Annotated in this window: 16 protein-coding genes and 1 other annotated feature (1 of these 17 cut by a window edge); of the genes, 4 read left to right on the top strand and 12 right to left on the bottom strand. The window is 46.1% G+C overall.

Going from position 1 to position 16,695, the window contains the following annotated elements:
• Positions 1-40 (bottom strand) — a binding site (T-box leader); it reaches 237 nt to the left of the window's first position.
• Positions 41-231: 191 nt separating this feature from the next.
• From AC1S8V_RS13450 to AC1S8V_RS13430, 5 genes are all read right to left on the bottom strand, one after another.
• Positions 232-1,077 (bottom strand): class I SAM-dependent methyltransferase, encoded by an 846-nt coding sequence (locus AC1S8V_RS13450; protein WP_482074003.1) that lies wholly within the window; start codon positions 1,075-1,077, stop codon positions 232-234.
• A gap of 149 nt (positions 1,078-1,226) precedes the next feature.
• Complete coding sequence (gene galU, locus AC1S8V_RS13445) at positions 1,227-2,099, bottom strand: UTP--glucose-1-phosphate uridylyltransferase GalU (RefSeq protein ID WP_482074002.1); 873 nt, start codon at positions 2,097-2,099, stop codon at positions 1,227-1,229.
• A 17-nt stretch (positions 2,100-2,116) separates the two neighbouring features.
• Positions 2,117-2,512 carry a GtrA family protein gene (locus AC1S8V_RS13440; RefSeq protein ID WP_482074001.1) on the bottom strand — a complete coding sequence of 132 codons (396 nt, stop codon included), beginning with the start codon at positions 2,510-2,512 and terminating at the stop codon, positions 2,117-2,119.
• Complete coding sequence (locus AC1S8V_RS13435) at positions 2,505-3,491, bottom strand: glycosyltransferase family 2 protein (protein ID WP_482074000.1); 987 nt, start codon at positions 3,489-3,491, stop codon at positions 2,505-2,507. Before AC1S8V_RS13435 ends, AC1S8V_RS13440 begins: the two co-directional genes overlap by 8 nt.
• A gap of 279 nt (positions 3,492-3,770) precedes the next feature.
• Entirely contained in the window at positions 3,771-5,942 is a 2,172-nt protein-coding gene (locus AC1S8V_RS13430; RefSeq protein ID WP_482074476.1) for an ArnT family glycosyltransferase, read from the bottom strand.
• Positions 5,943-6,168: 226 nt separating this feature from the next.
• Here AC1S8V_RS13430 and AC1S8V_RS13425 point away from each other — a divergent pair, with 226 nt between their 5' ends.
• Both AC1S8V_RS13425 and AC1S8V_RS13420 read left to right on the top strand, forming a co-directional pair.
• Entirely contained in the window at positions 6,169-6,852 is a 684-nt protein-coding gene (locus AC1S8V_RS13425) for a response regulator transcription factor (protein ID WP_482074475.1), read from the top strand.
• Positions 6,852-8,369: a sensor histidine kinase gene (locus tag AC1S8V_RS13420; RefSeq protein ID WP_482073999.1), complete on the top strand. Its 1,518-nt coding sequence runs from the start codon at positions 6,852-6,854 to the stop codon at positions 8,367-8,369. The genes AC1S8V_RS13425 and AC1S8V_RS13420 overlap by 1 nt, the downstream gene beginning before the upstream one ends.
• Before the next feature lie 244 nt (positions 8,370-8,613).
• Here the strand turns inward: AC1S8V_RS13420 and AC1S8V_RS13415 are convergent, their stop codons facing one another.
• Positions 8,614-9,324 (bottom strand): SDR family NAD(P)-dependent oxidoreductase, encoded by a 711-nt coding sequence (locus AC1S8V_RS13415; protein WP_482073998.1) that lies wholly within the window; start codon positions 9,322-9,324, stop codon positions 8,614-8,616.
• 102 nt (positions 9,325-9,426) lie between these two features.
• On the opposite strand from AC1S8V_RS13415, the gene AC1S8V_RS13410 reads away from it, so the two are divergent.
• On the top strand, positions 9,427-9,786 hold the full coding sequence (locus AC1S8V_RS13410) for a MerR family transcriptional regulator (protein WP_482073997.1): 360 nt from the start codon (positions 9,427-9,429) through the stop codon (positions 9,784-9,786).
• Between the two features lie 116 nt (positions 9,787-9,902).
• Here the strand turns inward: AC1S8V_RS13410 and AC1S8V_RS13405 are convergent, their stop codons facing one another.
• The 6 genes from AC1S8V_RS13405 to AC1S8V_RS13380 all read right to left on the bottom strand — a co-directional run bounded on the left by AC1S8V_RS13405 (position 9,903) and on the right by AC1S8V_RS13380 (position 15,872).
• Positions 9,903-10,484 carry a GNAT family N-acetyltransferase gene (locus AC1S8V_RS13405; RefSeq protein ID WP_482073996.1) on the bottom strand — a complete coding sequence of 194 codons (582 nt, stop codon included), beginning with the start codon at positions 10,482-10,484 and terminating at the stop codon, positions 9,903-9,905.
• Between the two features lie 33 nt (positions 10,485-10,517).
• Entirely contained in the window at positions 10,518-11,975 is a 1,458-nt protein-coding gene (locus AC1S8V_RS13400; protein ID WP_482073995.1) for a S8 family serine peptidase, read from the bottom strand.
• 124 nt (positions 11,976-12,099) lie between these two features.
• Positions 12,100-12,675, bottom strand: coding sequence for a GNAT family N-acetyltransferase (locus AC1S8V_RS13395; RefSeq protein WP_482073994.1), 576 nt, complete (start codon positions 12,673-12,675; stop codon positions 12,100-12,102).
• A 165-nt stretch (positions 12,676-12,840) separates the two neighbouring features.
• Positions 12,841-13,140, bottom strand: coding sequence for a hypothetical protein (locus AC1S8V_RS13390; protein WP_017688728.1), 300 nt, complete (start codon positions 13,138-13,140; stop codon positions 12,841-12,843).
• Between the two features lie 153 nt (positions 13,141-13,293).
• Complete coding sequence (locus tag AC1S8V_RS13385; RefSeq protein WP_482073993.1) at positions 13,294-15,033, bottom strand: ATP-binding cassette domain-containing protein; 1,740 nt, start codon at positions 15,031-15,033, stop codon at positions 13,294-13,296.
• On the bottom strand, positions 15,018-15,872 hold the full coding sequence (locus AC1S8V_RS13380) for an ATP-binding cassette domain-containing protein (RefSeq protein ID WP_482073992.1): 855 nt from the start codon (positions 15,870-15,872) through the stop codon (positions 15,018-15,020). Before AC1S8V_RS13380 ends, AC1S8V_RS13385 begins: the two co-directional genes overlap by 16 nt.
• A gap of 112 nt (positions 15,873-15,984) precedes the next feature.
• Here AC1S8V_RS13380 and AC1S8V_RS13375 point away from each other — a divergent pair, with 112 nt between their 5' ends.
• Positions 15,985-16,575, top strand: coding sequence for a biotin transporter BioY (locus AC1S8V_RS13375; protein ID WP_482073991.1), 591 nt, complete (start codon positions 15,985-15,987; stop codon positions 16,573-16,575).
• Positions 16,576-16,695: the final 120 nt, after the last annotated feature.

Here is a 16,695-nt window from a genome sequence, read left to right as displayed (position 1 = left end):
AAGAATGATTTTTATCTACTCGTCTCTTCGTCGCATTTGATATTGCGATTATAATATCAAAATTACCGTTATGAAGTAAACATATTTTTTTAGATCATGGAATTTACACGTTTTCGGCGGAGCTGAACAATCCAATTTTCGCAAGAAAATCTTCAGCTAAACGCGGTCTGTCTTCTGTGAAAGTACGTCGATAGACGTTTTTCTTATAATTTGCTGCAAATAGCTATTTCCTTACTGTTTTTTGGCAACAATCGCATACGTTCCCAGTGGACTCCCAGGCCCCGAGGCATGATATGTCCTAAGTAATTTCAGTTCGGAAAGAAGAAGTGTTCTTACCTTGTCCGGGATCGGAAGCATCTGCAGTTCCACAGGCGCTTCTGACAGTGTCATTTCAGTTTCCCAGCGACCGTCCTGCAGCTCGGGAGAATGGATCGAAATCTCTTCCTTCATCGTCCAGCCTGCCGCAGAGACAAGCTCTTGGATATCCTCCGGTGTAAAGAGCGTACGCACATTGGAGAAGCTGTTCTCCTTATAGCATTCGACCTGGGACTGAATCAGAACGGATAACCAGTGCGAGAGCTGGCTCACATCTGTAACTCGTGCATCCCATTCGGCAAAACATAACTGATGTCCCCACGTCCTCACCTTGCTAAGAATCTGGGCGAGTTCGTCAAACGATTTCAAGTACCAGGAACAATGGGATAGCACAATCACATCAAACTCATTCTCGGCGAATTGGGCTTGATCACTTAGAATGTCGAAATCATAATCCATTCGAATTCGATCACCCAGCGGAGATCTCCGCAGTTTGGCTGCTGCTTCGCCTACGGTCAGCGGTGCACCATAATCCTCTGGTGCAATATCTACACCATGAACGTACCCATGCTCCCCCACCAGATGTGCAAGAACGGCCGTTGTATCTCCCTGACCACATCCGATTTCCAGAACGCGACTGCCTTCCTGTATCCCCCAAAAGAGTCCCAGTTTCATCCGATGCTCGGTCTGAATGTATTGAATGGCGGCGTTGTCCTCCACGTCCATATACTTAATAAGGTCCCTGATGATAGACTCATTCATGATTCCTCACTCCTCAAAGAGCAACTTGAACTTCTTGCTCATTGTAGCGTTACAAGAATCATTGTACAATGCTGGAGTCTATGACAGAACCATGGCACGAAGGAGATCCCGTCCTACAGCAGATATAAACCTCTGCTACATATCAATCCCTATGCCCACTGGGTTACAAGCTTCTGAAGATATGGTGTCAGCATGGGCTGTAATTCCTTGCGCATCAGTCCGATCTCCAAGATCGCCTGAATATATCCAAACTGATCGCCAATATCGTACCTACGTCCCTCCAGTTCAAGGGCCAACAATTCCTCCACTTGACTCACTTCTTTCAAGGCATCGGTTAACTGATATTCCCCTCCAGCCCCTCTCTCGATCTGATCAAGGATTGGAAAGATGGAAGGTTTCAAAATATATCGTCCCATTACAGCTGTTCGGGATGGGGCTTCTGCAAGGGAAGGTTTTTCGACCAGATTGGTGACCCGGTGAACCCGGTCCTCTACACCATTCGAATCAATAATGCCATACTTGCTTACATTTGCCGCATCTACCTGACGGACACCGATGATCTGGTTGCCTGTCTTTTCATAGAGATGGACCATCTGTGCAAGTGCAGGCGGATCAGACACCATAATGTCATCTCCGAGCAGTACAGCAAAGGCATCATCTCCTACAAATTGCCGTGCACACCCTATCGCATGCCCCAGTCCAAGTGGTTCTTTTTGACGAATAAAATGAATATTTGCCATCTCGCTGATGGCCTGCACCTCTTCCAGTAAAGACTGTTTGCCCTTGGCATATAAAGAATGTTCAAGTTCAACCGATTTATCAAAATGATCCTCGATGGATTTTTTGTTGCGTCCAGTCACAATGAGGATATTCTCAATGCCTGACTGCACCGCTTCTTCGACGATGTATTGGATAGCCGGTTTGTCCACGATGGGTAACATCTCTTTGGGCTGTGCTTTGGTCGCTGGCAGGAAACGGGTTCCGAGACCCGCTGCCGGAATAACCGCTTTTTTAATTCGCATTTCATCATACACTCCTTTCATATGGTAGTTGCACGAAACACCCAATATCTGCTGGCTATATAGTTCAGAACCATTCCCATCAAGGTTGCCAGGATCTTGCTCATCACGAGACTCCAACCCAGCATGTCATGCAAGGTCATCAGGATCAGGGCAGATAACGCGAGAACAACGAGATTGGTGATTAGAAAACGAATAAGTTTCGCTCTATCGCTACCCCCTCGTGCCGTATCTCGAAAAGTCCACCTGCCGTTCAGCCAATAACTGTTGGCAACACCGCAGCTGTACGAGATTACCTGAGCAATCATAACCGGTACACCGACCACTGCGAGCAAAGCAAACACCACCGCATCTACTGCCGTATTCGCGACACCCACAATTCCGAACTTAAAAAGTGTGACCAGACGATTAGTCATGGTGAGCAACTCGGGCTGTCAATCGGGATTGTGCTTGCTGACCCTCTACCTGAACCACGTCTCTCACAATATATAGCGGACGCGCCTTGGTCTCATCATAGATTCGGCCAACATACTCGCCCAGAATGCCCAGCATGATCAGAATGAATCCGTTAAACATCAGCATGATACTTACAATGGAGGGCCACCCTTTAATCGTTGAATCCGTAAAGATGGCCGATCCAATAACCGTTAACATATAGACGAATCCGCCTAGCGACAGGATTGCACCAACATAACCTGCGAGCTTGAGTGGTTTATACGAAAATGAAGTAATGCCATCCAGGCTTAGCTTCAGCATGCGTTTCAGCGGATATTTTGTTTCTCCTGCCAGACGTTCATCACGTTCATATTCAATGGCAGTCTGGCGAAATCCAACCCAACTCACCAGCCCGCGCACAAACCGATTTTTCTCCGGAAGACGTTTCATCTCATCACATACTTTGCGGTCAATCAGGCGAAAATCACCGGTATCCACCGGAATATCCGTATCCGTTGAAGCACGAAGTACACGATAGAACAGACTGGCCGACCACTTCTTGAAGCGGGTTTCCCCACTTCGTCTGGTGCGACGGGCATATACGACTTCATAGCCCTCTTTCCATTTGGCGATCATATCCAGTATCAGTTCGGGAGGGTCCTGAAGATCCGCATCAATAATAACGACCGCATCCCCCACCGCGTAATCCATACCCGCTGTTATCGCAATCTGATGTCCGAAGTTACGGGCAAAATCAATCAGTTTTACACTCTCGTCCCAACGAGCGTAATCACGGATCATCTGTGCACTTCGATCCACGCTGCCATCATTGACAAACAACAGTTCATAGCTCTCTCCTGTGCTGCCCATGACCTTCTTCAGACGCCGATAAGTCTCCTCAATCACCGCTTCCTCGTTATACATGGGAATAATAATGCTGTATCGGTACGCGTGAGCCATATTCGTCCCCTCCCTTTTCCAATGGACTTCGTTCGAGATTTTCATTCTATACAAATTGAACTAAAGAATATTTACACTGCACACTTCGATGACAGACCAACCTTCCGATCGCTGTTATCCCCAGATTTTTTTGATTCCTTTTCTAAAGGGGAACATCCGGGGATAGGGTATGCTTCCGATGTAGCTTTCTTGCAGAAAGCTTGTTGGCGAACGCTTCGCTTTTTCAGGTTTTTTCTGTCCTCTCCGTTATCGTGTAAATGATAAGTTCAATTTATATAGCTACAATTTCACTTCGTACAAGATGGTCTGGCCGCCAAATCCGAATCCAAATCCAGCTTCGTTCTCCGTATCTCCGTTATCCATAGATCCGCTGTCCGTGCCTGTCTTCCACTCTGACGTTGGAATCTCGGTTCCGTGCTCTTTGATCCAATCGCTAATATCCGAGTTCCCTCCGCGGCCACCCATGCCACCAACCATGAAGTACTTCACTTGCCCGCTCTTGACGAGTTGCTCAAGTTCCTCTGTTGTGTACACCGGGTCTGACCCGGAGAAACCTCCCAGTGTAATTACCGATGCTTTCTCGTCGATAATATAAGGTGCTGCCTGATTATAGTCGGTTGTGGCGAAGAGATACGTTTCGCCTGTATTATGCTCTTTCAGATAATTCAGTGTGGTCGTATCCACTTCTTCGTTACGGTTACCCATTCCACCACGGCCACCTGTTGTAGGCATTTCTGTAACTCCTGCGCCGTTACCCATCGGCATGCCCATGCCGGCTCCACTAAACATGCCATTGGAACCTGAAGGCCCTGCTGCCGGAATCATACTATTACCACCGTAAGTAATTGGGGTGAATGCCCAGTAGATCGGACCGATCAGCATGACTACGAATCCTGCGATAATGATGCCCTGTTTCCATCGATGTGTACGACGAAGCATAACGACCAGGATGACCGTGACCAGAATGCCTGCGATCAATTCACTAATGGACCAGCCTGCACCAATCGTATCGTTATACACCAGCATGATATACCAGCCGAACAAGGTCGTCAGCAGCACGGACACCGGAAGCAACCAGGCCTGCCAGCCAATTCGTTCACGATATAACTTCCACATCGCTACATATCCTGCACCAGTCAGCGCCGCAATTGGTGGTGCAAGCATAATCAAATAATATTGATGGAAGAAACCTGCCACACTGAAAAAAGCAGCAACGGGAAGCAGCCAGGCCAGCCAGAATAAAGCCTCCTTGTGCTTGTTCGTTATATTTCTCCGTCTTAATCCTGCAAATATGGCAATGCATCCAAGCAGCACAACTGGCAGAAGCCAGCTGGCTTGACCTGACAGTTCAGTTTGGAAGAGACGCAGAGGACCTTTCTCCCCCGTACCAAACATTCCTCCCATGCCTCCGCCACCATTACCGCCGAAATTTCTTCCGTTTGGCATTTCCATATCATTCGGCATCTGCCCGTTCGGGAAAATTCCATTCGGCCCAGTCATGCCGCCCATGGCGTTCATGCCGTTTGAAGCATTCATACTTTCGTTATCCGGTGCATTGGCATCTTGCCCCGTGCCAGGGGCACCACTACCCGTCCGATTTGGACCAGAAGTCGAATCCCCTCGATTGCCACGATTATTGCCCTGTCCAATACCACTTGGCATACCTGCGTTACCTGCAGTATTCTGCTGACCCGTTAGACGAGACAGACCATTGTATCCAAATGCCAGTTCCATTACCGAGTTTGTTTCACTACTTCCGATATAAGGCCGCTCGTCTTCGGGTATAGAATCCACAGTGACCGCCCAGGATAAGGAAACCACCGCCAGAACCGCTGTGCTGCCGATCAGCAGGATGATCTTCTTTCTCCATTTCGCCTGAAATGCGAGCAGATAGAACAAGTAAAAAGCCGGGAGAATCATGTAGGCTTGAAGCATTTTCATATTGAAAGCTAAGCCTATTAACCCAAAGGCAACCAGAATGCGCCAAGCACTGCCTTGTTTGCTGCCTTTGAACAAAAACCATGAACCCAGCAGCAGCGTAAACACCAGCATGCTGTCAATATTGTTGGTCCGACTGACTGCCGCCACGACAGGCACAGTCGCCATCGCAAGTGCCGAAATTCGTGCTGCTGCAAGACCATATGTAGGTTTCACCATGAAATAAATCAGGAGCACCGAACCGATTCCTGCCAATACCTGCGGCAAAATAACGCTCCATCCGTGCAATCCGAATACATAGGCAAAAGCCGTCTGGATCCAGAAGACAACCGGTGGTTTGTCAACAGTGACCGAGCCTGCCGAGTCTAGTGAAGCATAGAAAAAGTTATGGAAGTTGCTGAGCATACTCCCAACGGCAGTCGTATAATAGGAATTCGCATATGGATCGTTCCAGATGCCGTACCCATTCAGAAATGCCGCCAGTAATACAATCGGCAGAAGGACAAGATCCATCCTTCTTTTGGTGTTATTCAAAGTTAATCACTCCTTATTAGTTCTTCATGTCTAGTATTGTGACATGCCAAAATAAAGCTGGGATGAGTGCCCGCTGAATGTTGTCTGAGGATAATTCGCAATCCTTTCAGCTAAATTTCAGTTTGGCAAGCGATAATACAACATACAGTCCCTCTCAATTGAGGGAGAACTATAGATGGAATCAAGCAAGGAGGAGCCGTACATTATGAAGCTTAGCAGCGGAATTAAAATACTATTGGCTGATGATGAACCGCATATTTTACAATTTCTAGAGCTTGGATTAAGCAATGAGGGCTTCGATGTGCGCACCGCACCGGATGGAGCGTCTGCGCTTGAGTTGGCGCTTGAATTCAGGCCACATATGGCTATTTTGGATGTCATGATGCCAGAGATGGATGGATTCGAAGTGGTCGAGCGTCTGCGTAAGACCGGAGCGCAGGTTGGCGTAATTATGCTGACAGCGAAGGACGAAGTTGAGAATCGGGTTAAAGGTCTGTGGCTCGGGGCTGACGATTACATGATCAAACCCTTTGCCTTCGACGAGCTGCTCGCCCGGATTCAGGCCAGACTGCGCAATCAATTTCCTTTATTAATAGGAGCCGTCACCCACGGTCCCTTTCGAATTGATGATCAGCGCAAAGAAATCACCTATCAAAATCAGGTCTTGGAGCTATCTCCTACCGAATACGAATTGCTAAAATTCATTGTGCTTAATCATGGGATCGTACTGAGCAAAGCGACCATTCTAAGCCGCGTGTGGGGGTATGATTTTGGCGGGGAAGAAAATATTGTGGAGGTATACGTTCGCTCCTTGCGCGACAAACTCGGGGATAAAGAGCATAGACTCATTCGCACGCTTCGGGGTGTCGGGTACAGGGTGGATCTCTGATGAACTCGCTGTCCAAGAAAAATAAACTTCGTTTAGAGCATCTGCACCAATGGATCTGGCCTCGTTCACTGCGTTCTCAATTGCTCTCACGTTCCCTGTTCGTGCTTGCCGGGCTGTTATTGTTAATCGGTATTCTGCAATTCTGGATCATGGAAAGCTTTCTCTACCGTAACCAGGCAAAAACCATGGAAGAACAGCTCATGTCCATGCCTCCGGTTTGGCTCGGAATCCAGTCACGTAGTGGCTCTTCCAACAATCCTTTCGGTGGACAGGCAGGAAACGGGTCTGGCAATCGGGTGTTGTTTATTCCTGACCGTTCACTGGCTCTGTTTGATAACCAAGGTACGTTCGAGGATGTTTTTGGAGAAGATGGTCTGAACGCTCCTCATCTCTCAAGCGTTGAATATCAGGACATTACAGCACAGTTAAAAGAACAAAAGCATATCCCTTACCGAATCGTAACGGATAGCCAAGGTAATGAGCAATTGATTGTATTCGCCTCACCCGGTCCACGCAATCGCGGCTTACCGATGGTCCAGATGGGTACGGCTACGAAACCACTGAGAGATCTGATTATTAAACAGCTTCTGATCTTCCTCATGTTATCGCTTCTCGCCATGGTAGCTGGCCTAATTTTATACACAAAAGTATTACGCCGGACGCTGGTTCCCCTGTCCAACATGGTGAATAAAGTACAGCAGATTGATGCAGGCAGTCTCGCAGAACGCCTTCCCGTCGTTCAGGGACAAGAGGAAGTGGATCAGCTCGCACTTTCATTTAATGGCATGCTCGAAAGGCTGGAGAACTCGTTTGAAGCGGAGCGGGAATCGAAAGAACAGATGCAACGGTTCTTGTCCGATGCTTCCCATGAGCTGCGAACCCCTCTCACCTCGATTCATGGCTTTATCGAAGTTCTACAGCGGGGTGCAGCGACCAATCAAGATCAACTATATAAAGCGCTGGACAGCATGCACGGCGAATCCGTCCGAATTAACAAGCTCGTTGAAGATTTACTGCTCCTGACCAAACTGGATCAAGCTCCAAAGCAGGAACGAGAAGCTATCCAGCTGGATAGCCTACTACTTGAAATGCAATCACAGCTTGCCATGATGGCTCAGCGAAGATCCATTCATCTTGACCTGACGGCTGAGATACATCTACTGGCTGACCCTTACAAGCTGAAGCAGGTTGTGCTGAATCTGTTCCATAATGCGGTTCAGCACACCGATCCAGAGCATGGAGCCATCTCCATAACGTTGTATGCCACGCACCATAAGGCTGAATTGTCCGTGAAAGATAACGGGACAGGGATTGAACCTGAACATCTGCCCCATATCTTTGAGCGATTTTACCGCACAAGCAGTTCTCGTTCGCGTAAACAAGGGGGCGCAGGTCTTGGTCTAGCCATTACCCGCTCGATTGTGGAGTCGTATGGTGGAGAGATTACGGTGCGAAGTCAGGCAGGCTTGGGAACTGAATTTATGATTTTGATGCCGCTGTATAAGGCTGATGTCTAAGTTGAGCGGATCGTTCGCTCTACGTGAGCGCTCCAAAGGTTGCTTTTATCTTAATCCGCTTATCATTGCATGAAGAATCCCCCTTTCATTTTCGGTTTAGAAATGAAAGGGGGATTCCATTTAGCAGCATCCGATTGGTGGGCGGCTAGCCCAATGGGTTTCAGGCTAACGAATCTTTGACGTTAATTGAAGCATCATGCTCTAAATTCATCTCGATCTATCGGTTGCTTTTGGCAACGGTGGATCACCAAGCGTACACGCCATTCTCATCCAGGAACTCCCCGTTATGACGCTTACCATCTGTCGCATAACCTACGATAATTGCAGCGCCGGATTCTTTTGATTTACCGCCTTCAGCATTGCCGTTAAGATCTGTTGATGTGAATCCAGGCGTCACCGCAAAGACTTGAGCCCTGCTGTTTTTCACTTCATAAGCCATCGAAAGTGTCATGGCACTGTTGGCCGTTTTGGATGAGTTATAGTCGAAGGCGTTTAAAGTAAATTCCGCATTTTGCATATGGTTCAGAGAAGCCATGTCAGTTGAAACATTAATGGTTGTGCCTTCATTATCTTTGATTAACGGGAACAATCGCTGATTCAAACGGAAGGTGCCGAAAAAGTTAACTTCAAAGGCGTTCCGCAGATCTTCCTCTTGGGTATCCGTAAATGAATGAGAGAAAGCACCCGGCATACCCGCGTTATTGATCAGTAGGTTTAGTGTTGGATAAGTCTTGTTAATCGTGTCGGCTGCCTGCTCGATGCTTTTCAAGTCACTCATGTCGATTTGTAAAAACTCTACGTCTAATCCTCTGGAAGTTAATTCCGAAACAGCTGCTTCACCCCGTTCGATACTACGAGCGCCAAGGATAACTTTCCAACCTGCTTCACCCAACTGTTTTACGATTTCATATCCAATTCCTTTATTTGCTCCGGTTACAAAAACAGTCTTTTTCATGCGAATCCTTCTTTCCGTAATTTGATTTATATTTAACACTGTATAAGTTACTATGCTACACTTAGTGTAGGTCAAATTATTTTTATAAAAAGAGGGATTAACATGTTAACAATTGGAGAAGTAGCGAAAAAAGTTGAGATCTCGATTGGAGCGATCCGCTTTTATGAAAGAAAGGGACTGCTGAAACCTGCTGCACGAAATGAGCAGAATAACCGTCTTTATTCCGAGGATGATCTGAACTGGCTGGTTTTTATCAAATGTCTTCGCGAAACCGGGATGAGTGTGGAAGACATCAAAAAGTATTATGATCAGGTAAATGAAGGAACCTCCACTCTGAAGGAAAGAACCACGCTGATTGAGGATCAAAAGCAAAAGTTGCTGAATGATATCGAGGAGAAAAAAGCGCAGCTTGTTCATTTGGATAACAAACTGGAGCGCTATTATCGCGGAGAAAATTATTAACAGAAGCCTTGTCCTATAAATTAAATGACAGAAAAAGATCAGGCAGCCAGCAATAACTGTCTAACCTGATCCGAAAAATGGATTTTATATGCGATTTTATATGGGGCTTTCTTATATTAAGAACAACCTTGGTGCTTATACAATTGGTAATGGTTATAGTGTTCATTCTCAATTTCTATCCTATTTAAAAGTTCAAAATCACATTTCTGTATGACCTTATTGGATGCTTGATTGGTAATCAAAGCGATGGCATTCAGCAGCTCAATGTTCGTATGTTTAAATAAATAATCCGTCATTCCTTTGAGTGCCTGCGTTGTGTAACCACGATTTCTGAAATGCTTGGAAATACCATACATAATCTCCCGATTGGGCGCTGGCAGCTCCTCCTTGATCCCCGAGCAACACCATCCGATAAACTCGTCATTTTCTTTGAGTACGATAGCCATACGTAAATATAACTCTCCGATATCCTCTCCCGCCAAAACAGCTTGTTTAAACTTCTGATTCTCAGGGATTTCATATTCGGCGAGCCACAGGGCCCTCTCTTCAATCGTAGCATTCCATCCCGGTAGGAATTCATACACCTCAGGTTGCCACGTAATTTCTTGCAGTTTCTCCAAATCCTCAAGTCGATACTCGCGCATATAAATATCCTTGCAATCGATGATTAATTCATCGTTTGAATTTCTTTGTTTCATAAGATTGCCTCCATAATACTGATTTTCGTTACATCATAGAACTGTGTACCATTGCTTTAACGGTAATGCCTTGATATGTATAGCGTCAGGATCTTGGGTTTTTTCGAGTTGGGGAAAACACTCTGGATATCGAGCCAGATATTCGCTAACACACCATCGAACCGACCAGTTAATATCTGTTGTCCAATTCATCCAATGGTGTATTTCCTCCTTTGGAGCATTTTGCAGTAATCCATGCATATACCATCCACGCACACCGCCTTCTGTTTCATGCGTTAAGCATACCCAGTACAGCTGCCGCTCTTGTTCGTTCATCGGTTCACCAAGGGTAGATACTGCAATTTTACGAACAATAGCGGATGAATCCTTCGTGAAGTTCCATAACTCTTCACGTGATAATTCGCCCCTCTCAACTAAAACTGTTAAAGAGAGCGCTCTTTCGATATCATCCATTGAATGAATTGCGCTATAGGGATTTTGATTTTGAATACTTATCATCGGCAAAGTTTTTGGTATGTATCTTGGCTTATCTGCCATATTCAAATAACAAATTGTATTCTCAACGTTAATTCGGGGAGCCAGATTATCATCACCCTCAAGCGGTTCTCCATGCTCTACTAATAGGTGTCTCAGCATCTCGGAACTTAGACTCGGAAATTTGGAGAACAAATGGGCCGCAACACCAGCTACAAGCGCAGCAGCTCCAGATGTTCCCCCATAATAAGATACGCTATGACCGGAACTTTCAGTTTCATAGTAAGGGATTGTAAGATGTAGTCTGGGAGCTAATATATCTGGCCTAAAGTGACCATCTCCATTTCTGCCATAAGGTTCATCAGGGAAGGGAACGTGTAATGAACGATCGGCCTTTCCACGATCAGCGTAGCCTCCTACTGCTAGATACTGTATTGGAGGCATGATGTTATTTAAACGTGTATTTCCATTCGAACAAATAACCAAAATGCCCTGTTGCACAGCTGTCGCCAATGCTTTAACCGTTGAGTTTTCACTCGTATTTTTAAGATGAACTTCATTATCTAATGCCTGCCAACCAGTGCTTAAAATAATTTTTATATTCCATTCGACCCCATGTTCAAGAATCCATTCCATTCCTTTTTTCAGACGTTCTCCTTCTCCAGTTGTAAATGCCCCATGATCTAGAACGATAAATGTTGCCGCTGGTGCAATCCCGACATGAATCTGTTCCCCTAATAGAATAGGTTCATGGGCCAAAGCCAGTACACTCATAAGGCCATGCTCACCTTTCCGATTATCCTCCTCCCTGTTCATAGATGAAATGTCTCGCATAGTGACAGTCATATTTTCATGTACGGCAACACATTTGATTCGTCTATTTAAGTGATTTACGAGATGATGTGGTTTAATTGAATCGATAATTACAATTCCCACACCCAGACCAGAAGTATGAAAATCAGGCTGTTCAACAAAACCTAACCTTTTCCATGTCGGATCGGGTATTGCTCTATCCACACGATCACCTCAGATTTTTGATATCATTAGAATATACTCTCGCCTTCCGCCTAATGTAGATTACCATTTATCCAACTAACATTTGCAGACCTCAAGCACCCTAGCGATCTTATTTATGCTGGACTCAAACAAGACCCTCTTTTTCCATAAACTCGTCTTTGGTTAATCCAAAAAGGATCAAGTCTTGGTATTTTCCATCGGTATAGATCACCTGGCGGCGCACGCCTTCCTGAACACATCCAAGTTTTCTCATCATCGCTGCGGAAGGTTCATTTCCTTGGAGTACATAATCATTAAATTTGTTGAGCCTGCGCTCGAAGAAGGCATAGTTCAGCAAGATTCGAACGGCTCTGGTCCCGTATCCTTTTCCTCGATAATCCCTGTCAATTTGAATGCCAATGCTAAAGGTACCGTTTCTCTCATCAATGCTGTTCAGATTCACACCTCCGACATTTTCACCATCCATATTTACAATTGTAAACATGATCCGTCCTTTGGCTAAAGAAAAATCAGAGAAGTTTTCCGTGAAACTCTTCGCTTCAACATGGGTTGGCGGCAACTCTACTGCACACTCCAATAAGCGACGGGCAGGTGTATCAAAGCGGTTATAATAATGATCCTCCCAATCTTCTTCACGCAAAGCACGTAATCTGATCTTATCATCCTGCCAGAAATATTGACTATAATCGATCTCTCTCATTCCGAATCCCCCGTATACTCAATCAAATTTGTACTCCGAGCTACACATATAATAACCCATAATGTGGAATTAGAGGAGATTTGTTTTCATTAAACACAACGAAAATAACCCCCGAACAGGACAAAACCTGTCGGAGGCTACGCTCTATTTTATATCCATATCTCATTAAGATTCTTCCGTATATTGAGGCTTGGACACGTTATCCGGAACCGTTTCGTCAAAAACATCCTGACCTGGATAATCACGTACTTCTCCCTCGTGAAGCTCATGATTTTCATAATCAAAACGATGTGCAGACCTCTGATCCACTCGCCATGGAGAACTTTTCCCGAGAGACTCGGATAACAGAGATGAACCGTAAGGACCCTCCGGGAATTCTTCGAGTGTGATATCGTTTCGCTGCGACTCCACCGTAGACACATCGGTATATTCTTGCCGTTCTTCACGCAAAAACTTATCTTTCATCGTTTATCCCTCCTGATCCACTTCAGATGATCCACGTACACTTATTGTGAGCGAGGACAAACGCATTTATGCATGATCTTTGGAAAACACTGCGTTTATGATTGTTATCCATCATCTGATCTAATACCGGATCCATCATGATCATCATCGCCATCACAATTGGCGAATCCATACTAATAGTACAAAAACAATGAGGCCAGCCATGCTAATCCAGGTATCGCGTTTGGACCATACCAATAACGATGAACGTCCTCCGAGCGTAGAATGCTCTCTAACTTTACGCATTTCCATCGCAATGGTCATATCCTCTGCACGTTGGAACAGTGCCATTAACAAGGGAATCACCATCGGACCCAGGTCACGAATCCGCACGGTATTTGGTCTTAAAGCTGCCTTTCCACGTGCCCGTACGATCAGTGAGAATCGCTGCCACTCACTCCAGATCATCGGGATAAATCGAAAGATTAACGATACAGCAAGTGCAAACGAAGCTACGGGCAGCTTGATTTTTTTACCGATACCGAGTACCCAATTCAGCCCTTCTACCATTCGCCCATAAGGCGTCGTCAGTGAAAACCACAGACTTGCCAAGGTGACGATAAACAAACGATACACATTCAGCAAAGTGCCCTCCGCTTGTACCAGAGAAAAGCCAAAGTGCAGACCGCCTCCCTCTGTTGAAAGGGTTGTTCCAGATAACGCCGTCGATATGAGGAAAAAGATTAACAGTGGCTTCATTAACTTCATGCATCCAGCTAAAGTCTGACGCGGGAGAACGGCAAGTGCGGCCACTACCGGCACCAGTGTTAACGTCAATCCCAGCCAGCGCTGTTGAAGCATCGCAGCAGTGACCAGTAAAACATACAAAATCCACTTCAGACGCGGGTCCATCACGCCATATAATCCGCCTGAATGAGTTAATGTGTTCGGAAGAAGCTTCGGATCGTTCCGTTCTATCATCTCTATTGCATCGCTCTTGACTACCCTAGTTACCATCCCCAATGCTTCTTTCGATTCGTTTTGAATCTGTACTTCAACTGACTTGGACTGAACAATACTTTCTGCCATCTCCTCTGGTGTCATCGCGGTAAAAGGCAGGTCAATACCTGCAGTTCTGAACTGCTGTGCCAGTCGCATGGAAGGTGGCAATCCGATCCCTGTCTGCTCCAGCAGTTCAGGCCTTTCGTGAAGTTGTCTCGGCGTAAGATCTGCGATTAGACGGCCTTCCTGCAACAACAACACTCGATCCGCACAAGGCAAGAATGTATCCAGATCATGGGTTGCTACCACGCCCCCACCACCTGCCAGACGATGTTGTTCCAATACATCCAGCAAAAGCCCGACACTTTGCGCTTCCAACCCGGCGCTTGGCTCATCCAGCAGAAGCCAGTGTGGATTGGTCACACTTCCGAGAGCAAGACCTAGCCTGCGCTTCTCTCCCCCACTTAGAGCAAATGGCGACCTGTCCAGATGAAAACGTCGGTCCAACTCCGAGGATACTGGCGGGTCCCATTGGTTCAGTGCTTTTGTGATCTGCTCTTGTTGCTGTTTCTCTGAAAGTCGATATGGACGCAGAGAATAAGTGAATTCACGCTGAATACTTCGGGCAAACAGTTGTTGTTCCGGAAATTGAAACAATAGTCCCATTTGCAATAAAATCGACTGCGGCACTTTTCCTTCTTTCCATAAAGGTGTGCCATCCAATGTGATACTTCCTGCATCGGGAGGTCTCAGACCAGCCAACGTCTGTAATAAAGTCGTTTTTCCTGAACCCGTACAACCAAGCAACAAAGTGATTTCCCCACTGTTCAACTGTACACTCACATCTTCAAGCAGTGCACGTTTGCTCAATTCCGATGCTTCTATACGTATATTGGTTAGCTCGATCTCCAACGTGCGACCTCCTTAGCCAGTTGCTCGGGTCGCAGTGGCATGGCTTCTGGCATCATACCTTTTTGCTTGAGCAATAACGCAGTTTTTACCGTGAAAGGAGGGTCCAACCCTAACCGTTCACAGAGGGATAGCTGCTCATTATCCCGATTAGCCTTCTCATTCAACTCTGTTGGATAGAAAAAAGACTCAGGCAACCCGTCGTACACACAACGTCCCCTTTCAATAGCAACAATTCGATCACACAGCGTTGCTTCTTCCAGATGATGGGTAATCCAGATCACCGTCGTCCCCCGCTGGGTAATCTTCTGAACGATAGCCTCGATACGGTCTCTTGCTCCTGGATCAAGCATGGCTGTCGGCTCATCCAGAATCAATACATCCGGTTTGGCTGCGAGCGCTACAGCAATGTTAAGCAGCTGTTTCTGTCCACCGGATAAGTGTGAGATGGCCATGTCTGGGGGATAATGAAGTCCTACGGTATGTAATGCGTCCTGTCTGTGCTCGGATTGCTCTTCTACAGTATTCATCAATGGTGACAGCGCAAAATGAAACTCCTCTTCAATCGTATCGCCCAGTACCTGAGCATCCGGTTGCTGCAATACACCCCGAACGATAAGTTCATTCGAGATATTCCGTACCCCTCCCGATAGCGGCGTGAATCCGATTAGCAGTCCGGCAAGCGTACTTTTTCCACTCCCGTTCGCGCCTACAATACTTACCCACTCTCCTTGGTGTAACGTGAGTGAGACTCCATCCAGTGCTTTTCTCACTTGATCAGCTTCGGAAGCATAGTGAACTCTAGCATCTTCTAATATAATTATTGGCAGGTTGCCTTGCATCGTAAATTAGTCCTTTCCCTTTCTATGGTTATGTGGTACGATCCTAATCGTTAACCACATTCATTCAATAGGTTAACAATCATATTATCAAAATCGAGAGGATTGTTCAAACATGAAATTATCTTTGCGAGGCATTGTATTCAGCGCACTTATGGCCGCAATATTAGTACTTTTTGGTTACATAAGCATTCCCATTGGCTTCTCCCCTGTACCGATAACATTACAAACTTTGGCTGTCATGCTGGCCGGAGGATTACTTGGTCCACTCTATGGTTTTCTAAGTGTCACGATGGTTGTTCTGCTCACCGCTCTTGGATTCCCCTTGCTGCACGGGACCGGAGGACTTGCGGTACTACTCGGACCTACCGGAGGATATGTGATGATGTGGCCGTTCTCCGCATTATTAATTGGACTGCTGCTTGCACGAATCAATGTCAAAGGTGTCACAGGATTCATTCTCGCTTTTGTTGTATTTGAACTGTTTGGTTCACTGCTCGTGTATGTATCTGGAGTCCCTTGGCTTGCCTATGCATACAAAATGGACTTACCTGAGGCTATGATTCAAGGGTTCTATCCTTACATTATAGGTGATCTGATCAAGGCTGTATTTGCTGCAATCATCATTGCGCCAGTGCGCATGGTTTTTCCGCCTCAACGTCTCACAGGTAACATGCATTCAACAGTTGTAAAAGCGGATTCTTAATAGAAGCTACATAAGGTAACTGATCTGCCTATCTTTGAAAACGACGAAACCCGCCAAAATCACTTTGGCGGGTTTCGTTACTTCTCTTCCTCTAAGGTTGTTCTGTCATCGGAGTGTTTA

This window comes from Paenibacillus sp. B46(2026), from assembly GCF_056786355.1.
This window is presented reverse-complemented; position numbering and strand designations above follow the sequence as displayed.

Coding starts and splice junctions, on each gene's coding strand:
- AC1S8V_RS13450 (WP_482074003.1), bottom strand. CDS start 1,077: ATGAATGAGTCTATCATCAGGGACCTTATTAAGTATATGGACGTGGAG.
- galU (WP_482074002.1), bottom strand. CDS start 2,099: ATGCGAATTAAAAAAGCGGTTATTCCGGCAGCGGGTCTCGGAACCCGT.
- AC1S8V_RS13440 (WP_482074001.1), bottom strand. CDS start 2,512: ATGACTAATCGTCTGGTCACACTTTTTAAGTTCGGAATTGTGGGTGTC.
- AC1S8V_RS13435 (WP_482074000.1), bottom strand. CDS start 3,491: ATGGCTCACGCGTACCGATACAGCATTATTATTCCCATGTATAACGAG.
- AC1S8V_RS13430 (WP_482074476.1), bottom strand. CDS start 5,942: ATGGATCTTGTCCTTCTGCCGATTGTATTACTGGCGGCATTTCTGAAT.
- AC1S8V_RS13425 (WP_482074475.1), top strand. CDS start 6,169: ATGAAGCTTAGCAGCGGAATTAAAATACTATTGGCTGATGATGAACCG.
- AC1S8V_RS13420 (WP_482073999.1), top strand. CDS start 6,852: ATGAACTCGCTGTCCAAGAAAAATAAACTTCGTTTAGAGCATCTGCAC.
- AC1S8V_RS13415 (WP_482073998.1), bottom strand. CDS start 9,324: ATGAAAAAGACTGTTTTTGTAACCGGAGCAAATAAAGGAATTGGATAT.
- AC1S8V_RS13410 (WP_482073997.1), top strand. CDS start 9,427: ATGTTAACAATTGGAGAAGTAGCGAAAAAAGTTGAGATCTCGATTGGA.
- AC1S8V_RS13405 (WP_482073996.1), bottom strand. CDS start 10,484: ATGAAACAAAGAAATTCAAACGATGAATTAATCATCGATTGCAAGGAT.
- AC1S8V_RS13395 (WP_482073994.1), bottom strand. CDS start 12,675: ATGAGAGAGATCGATTATAGTCAATATTTCTGGCAGGATGATAAGATC.
- AC1S8V_RS13390 (WP_017688728.1), bottom strand. CDS start 13,140: ATGAAAGATAAGTTTTTGCGTGAAGAACGGCAAGAATATACCGATGTG.
- AC1S8V_RS13380 (WP_482073992.1), bottom strand. CDS start 15,872: ATGCAAGGCAACCTGCCAATAATTATATTAGAAGATGCTAGAGTTCAC.
- AC1S8V_RS13375 (WP_482073991.1), top strand. CDS start 15,985: ATGAAATTATCTTTGCGAGGCATTGTATTCAGCGCACTTATGGCCGCA.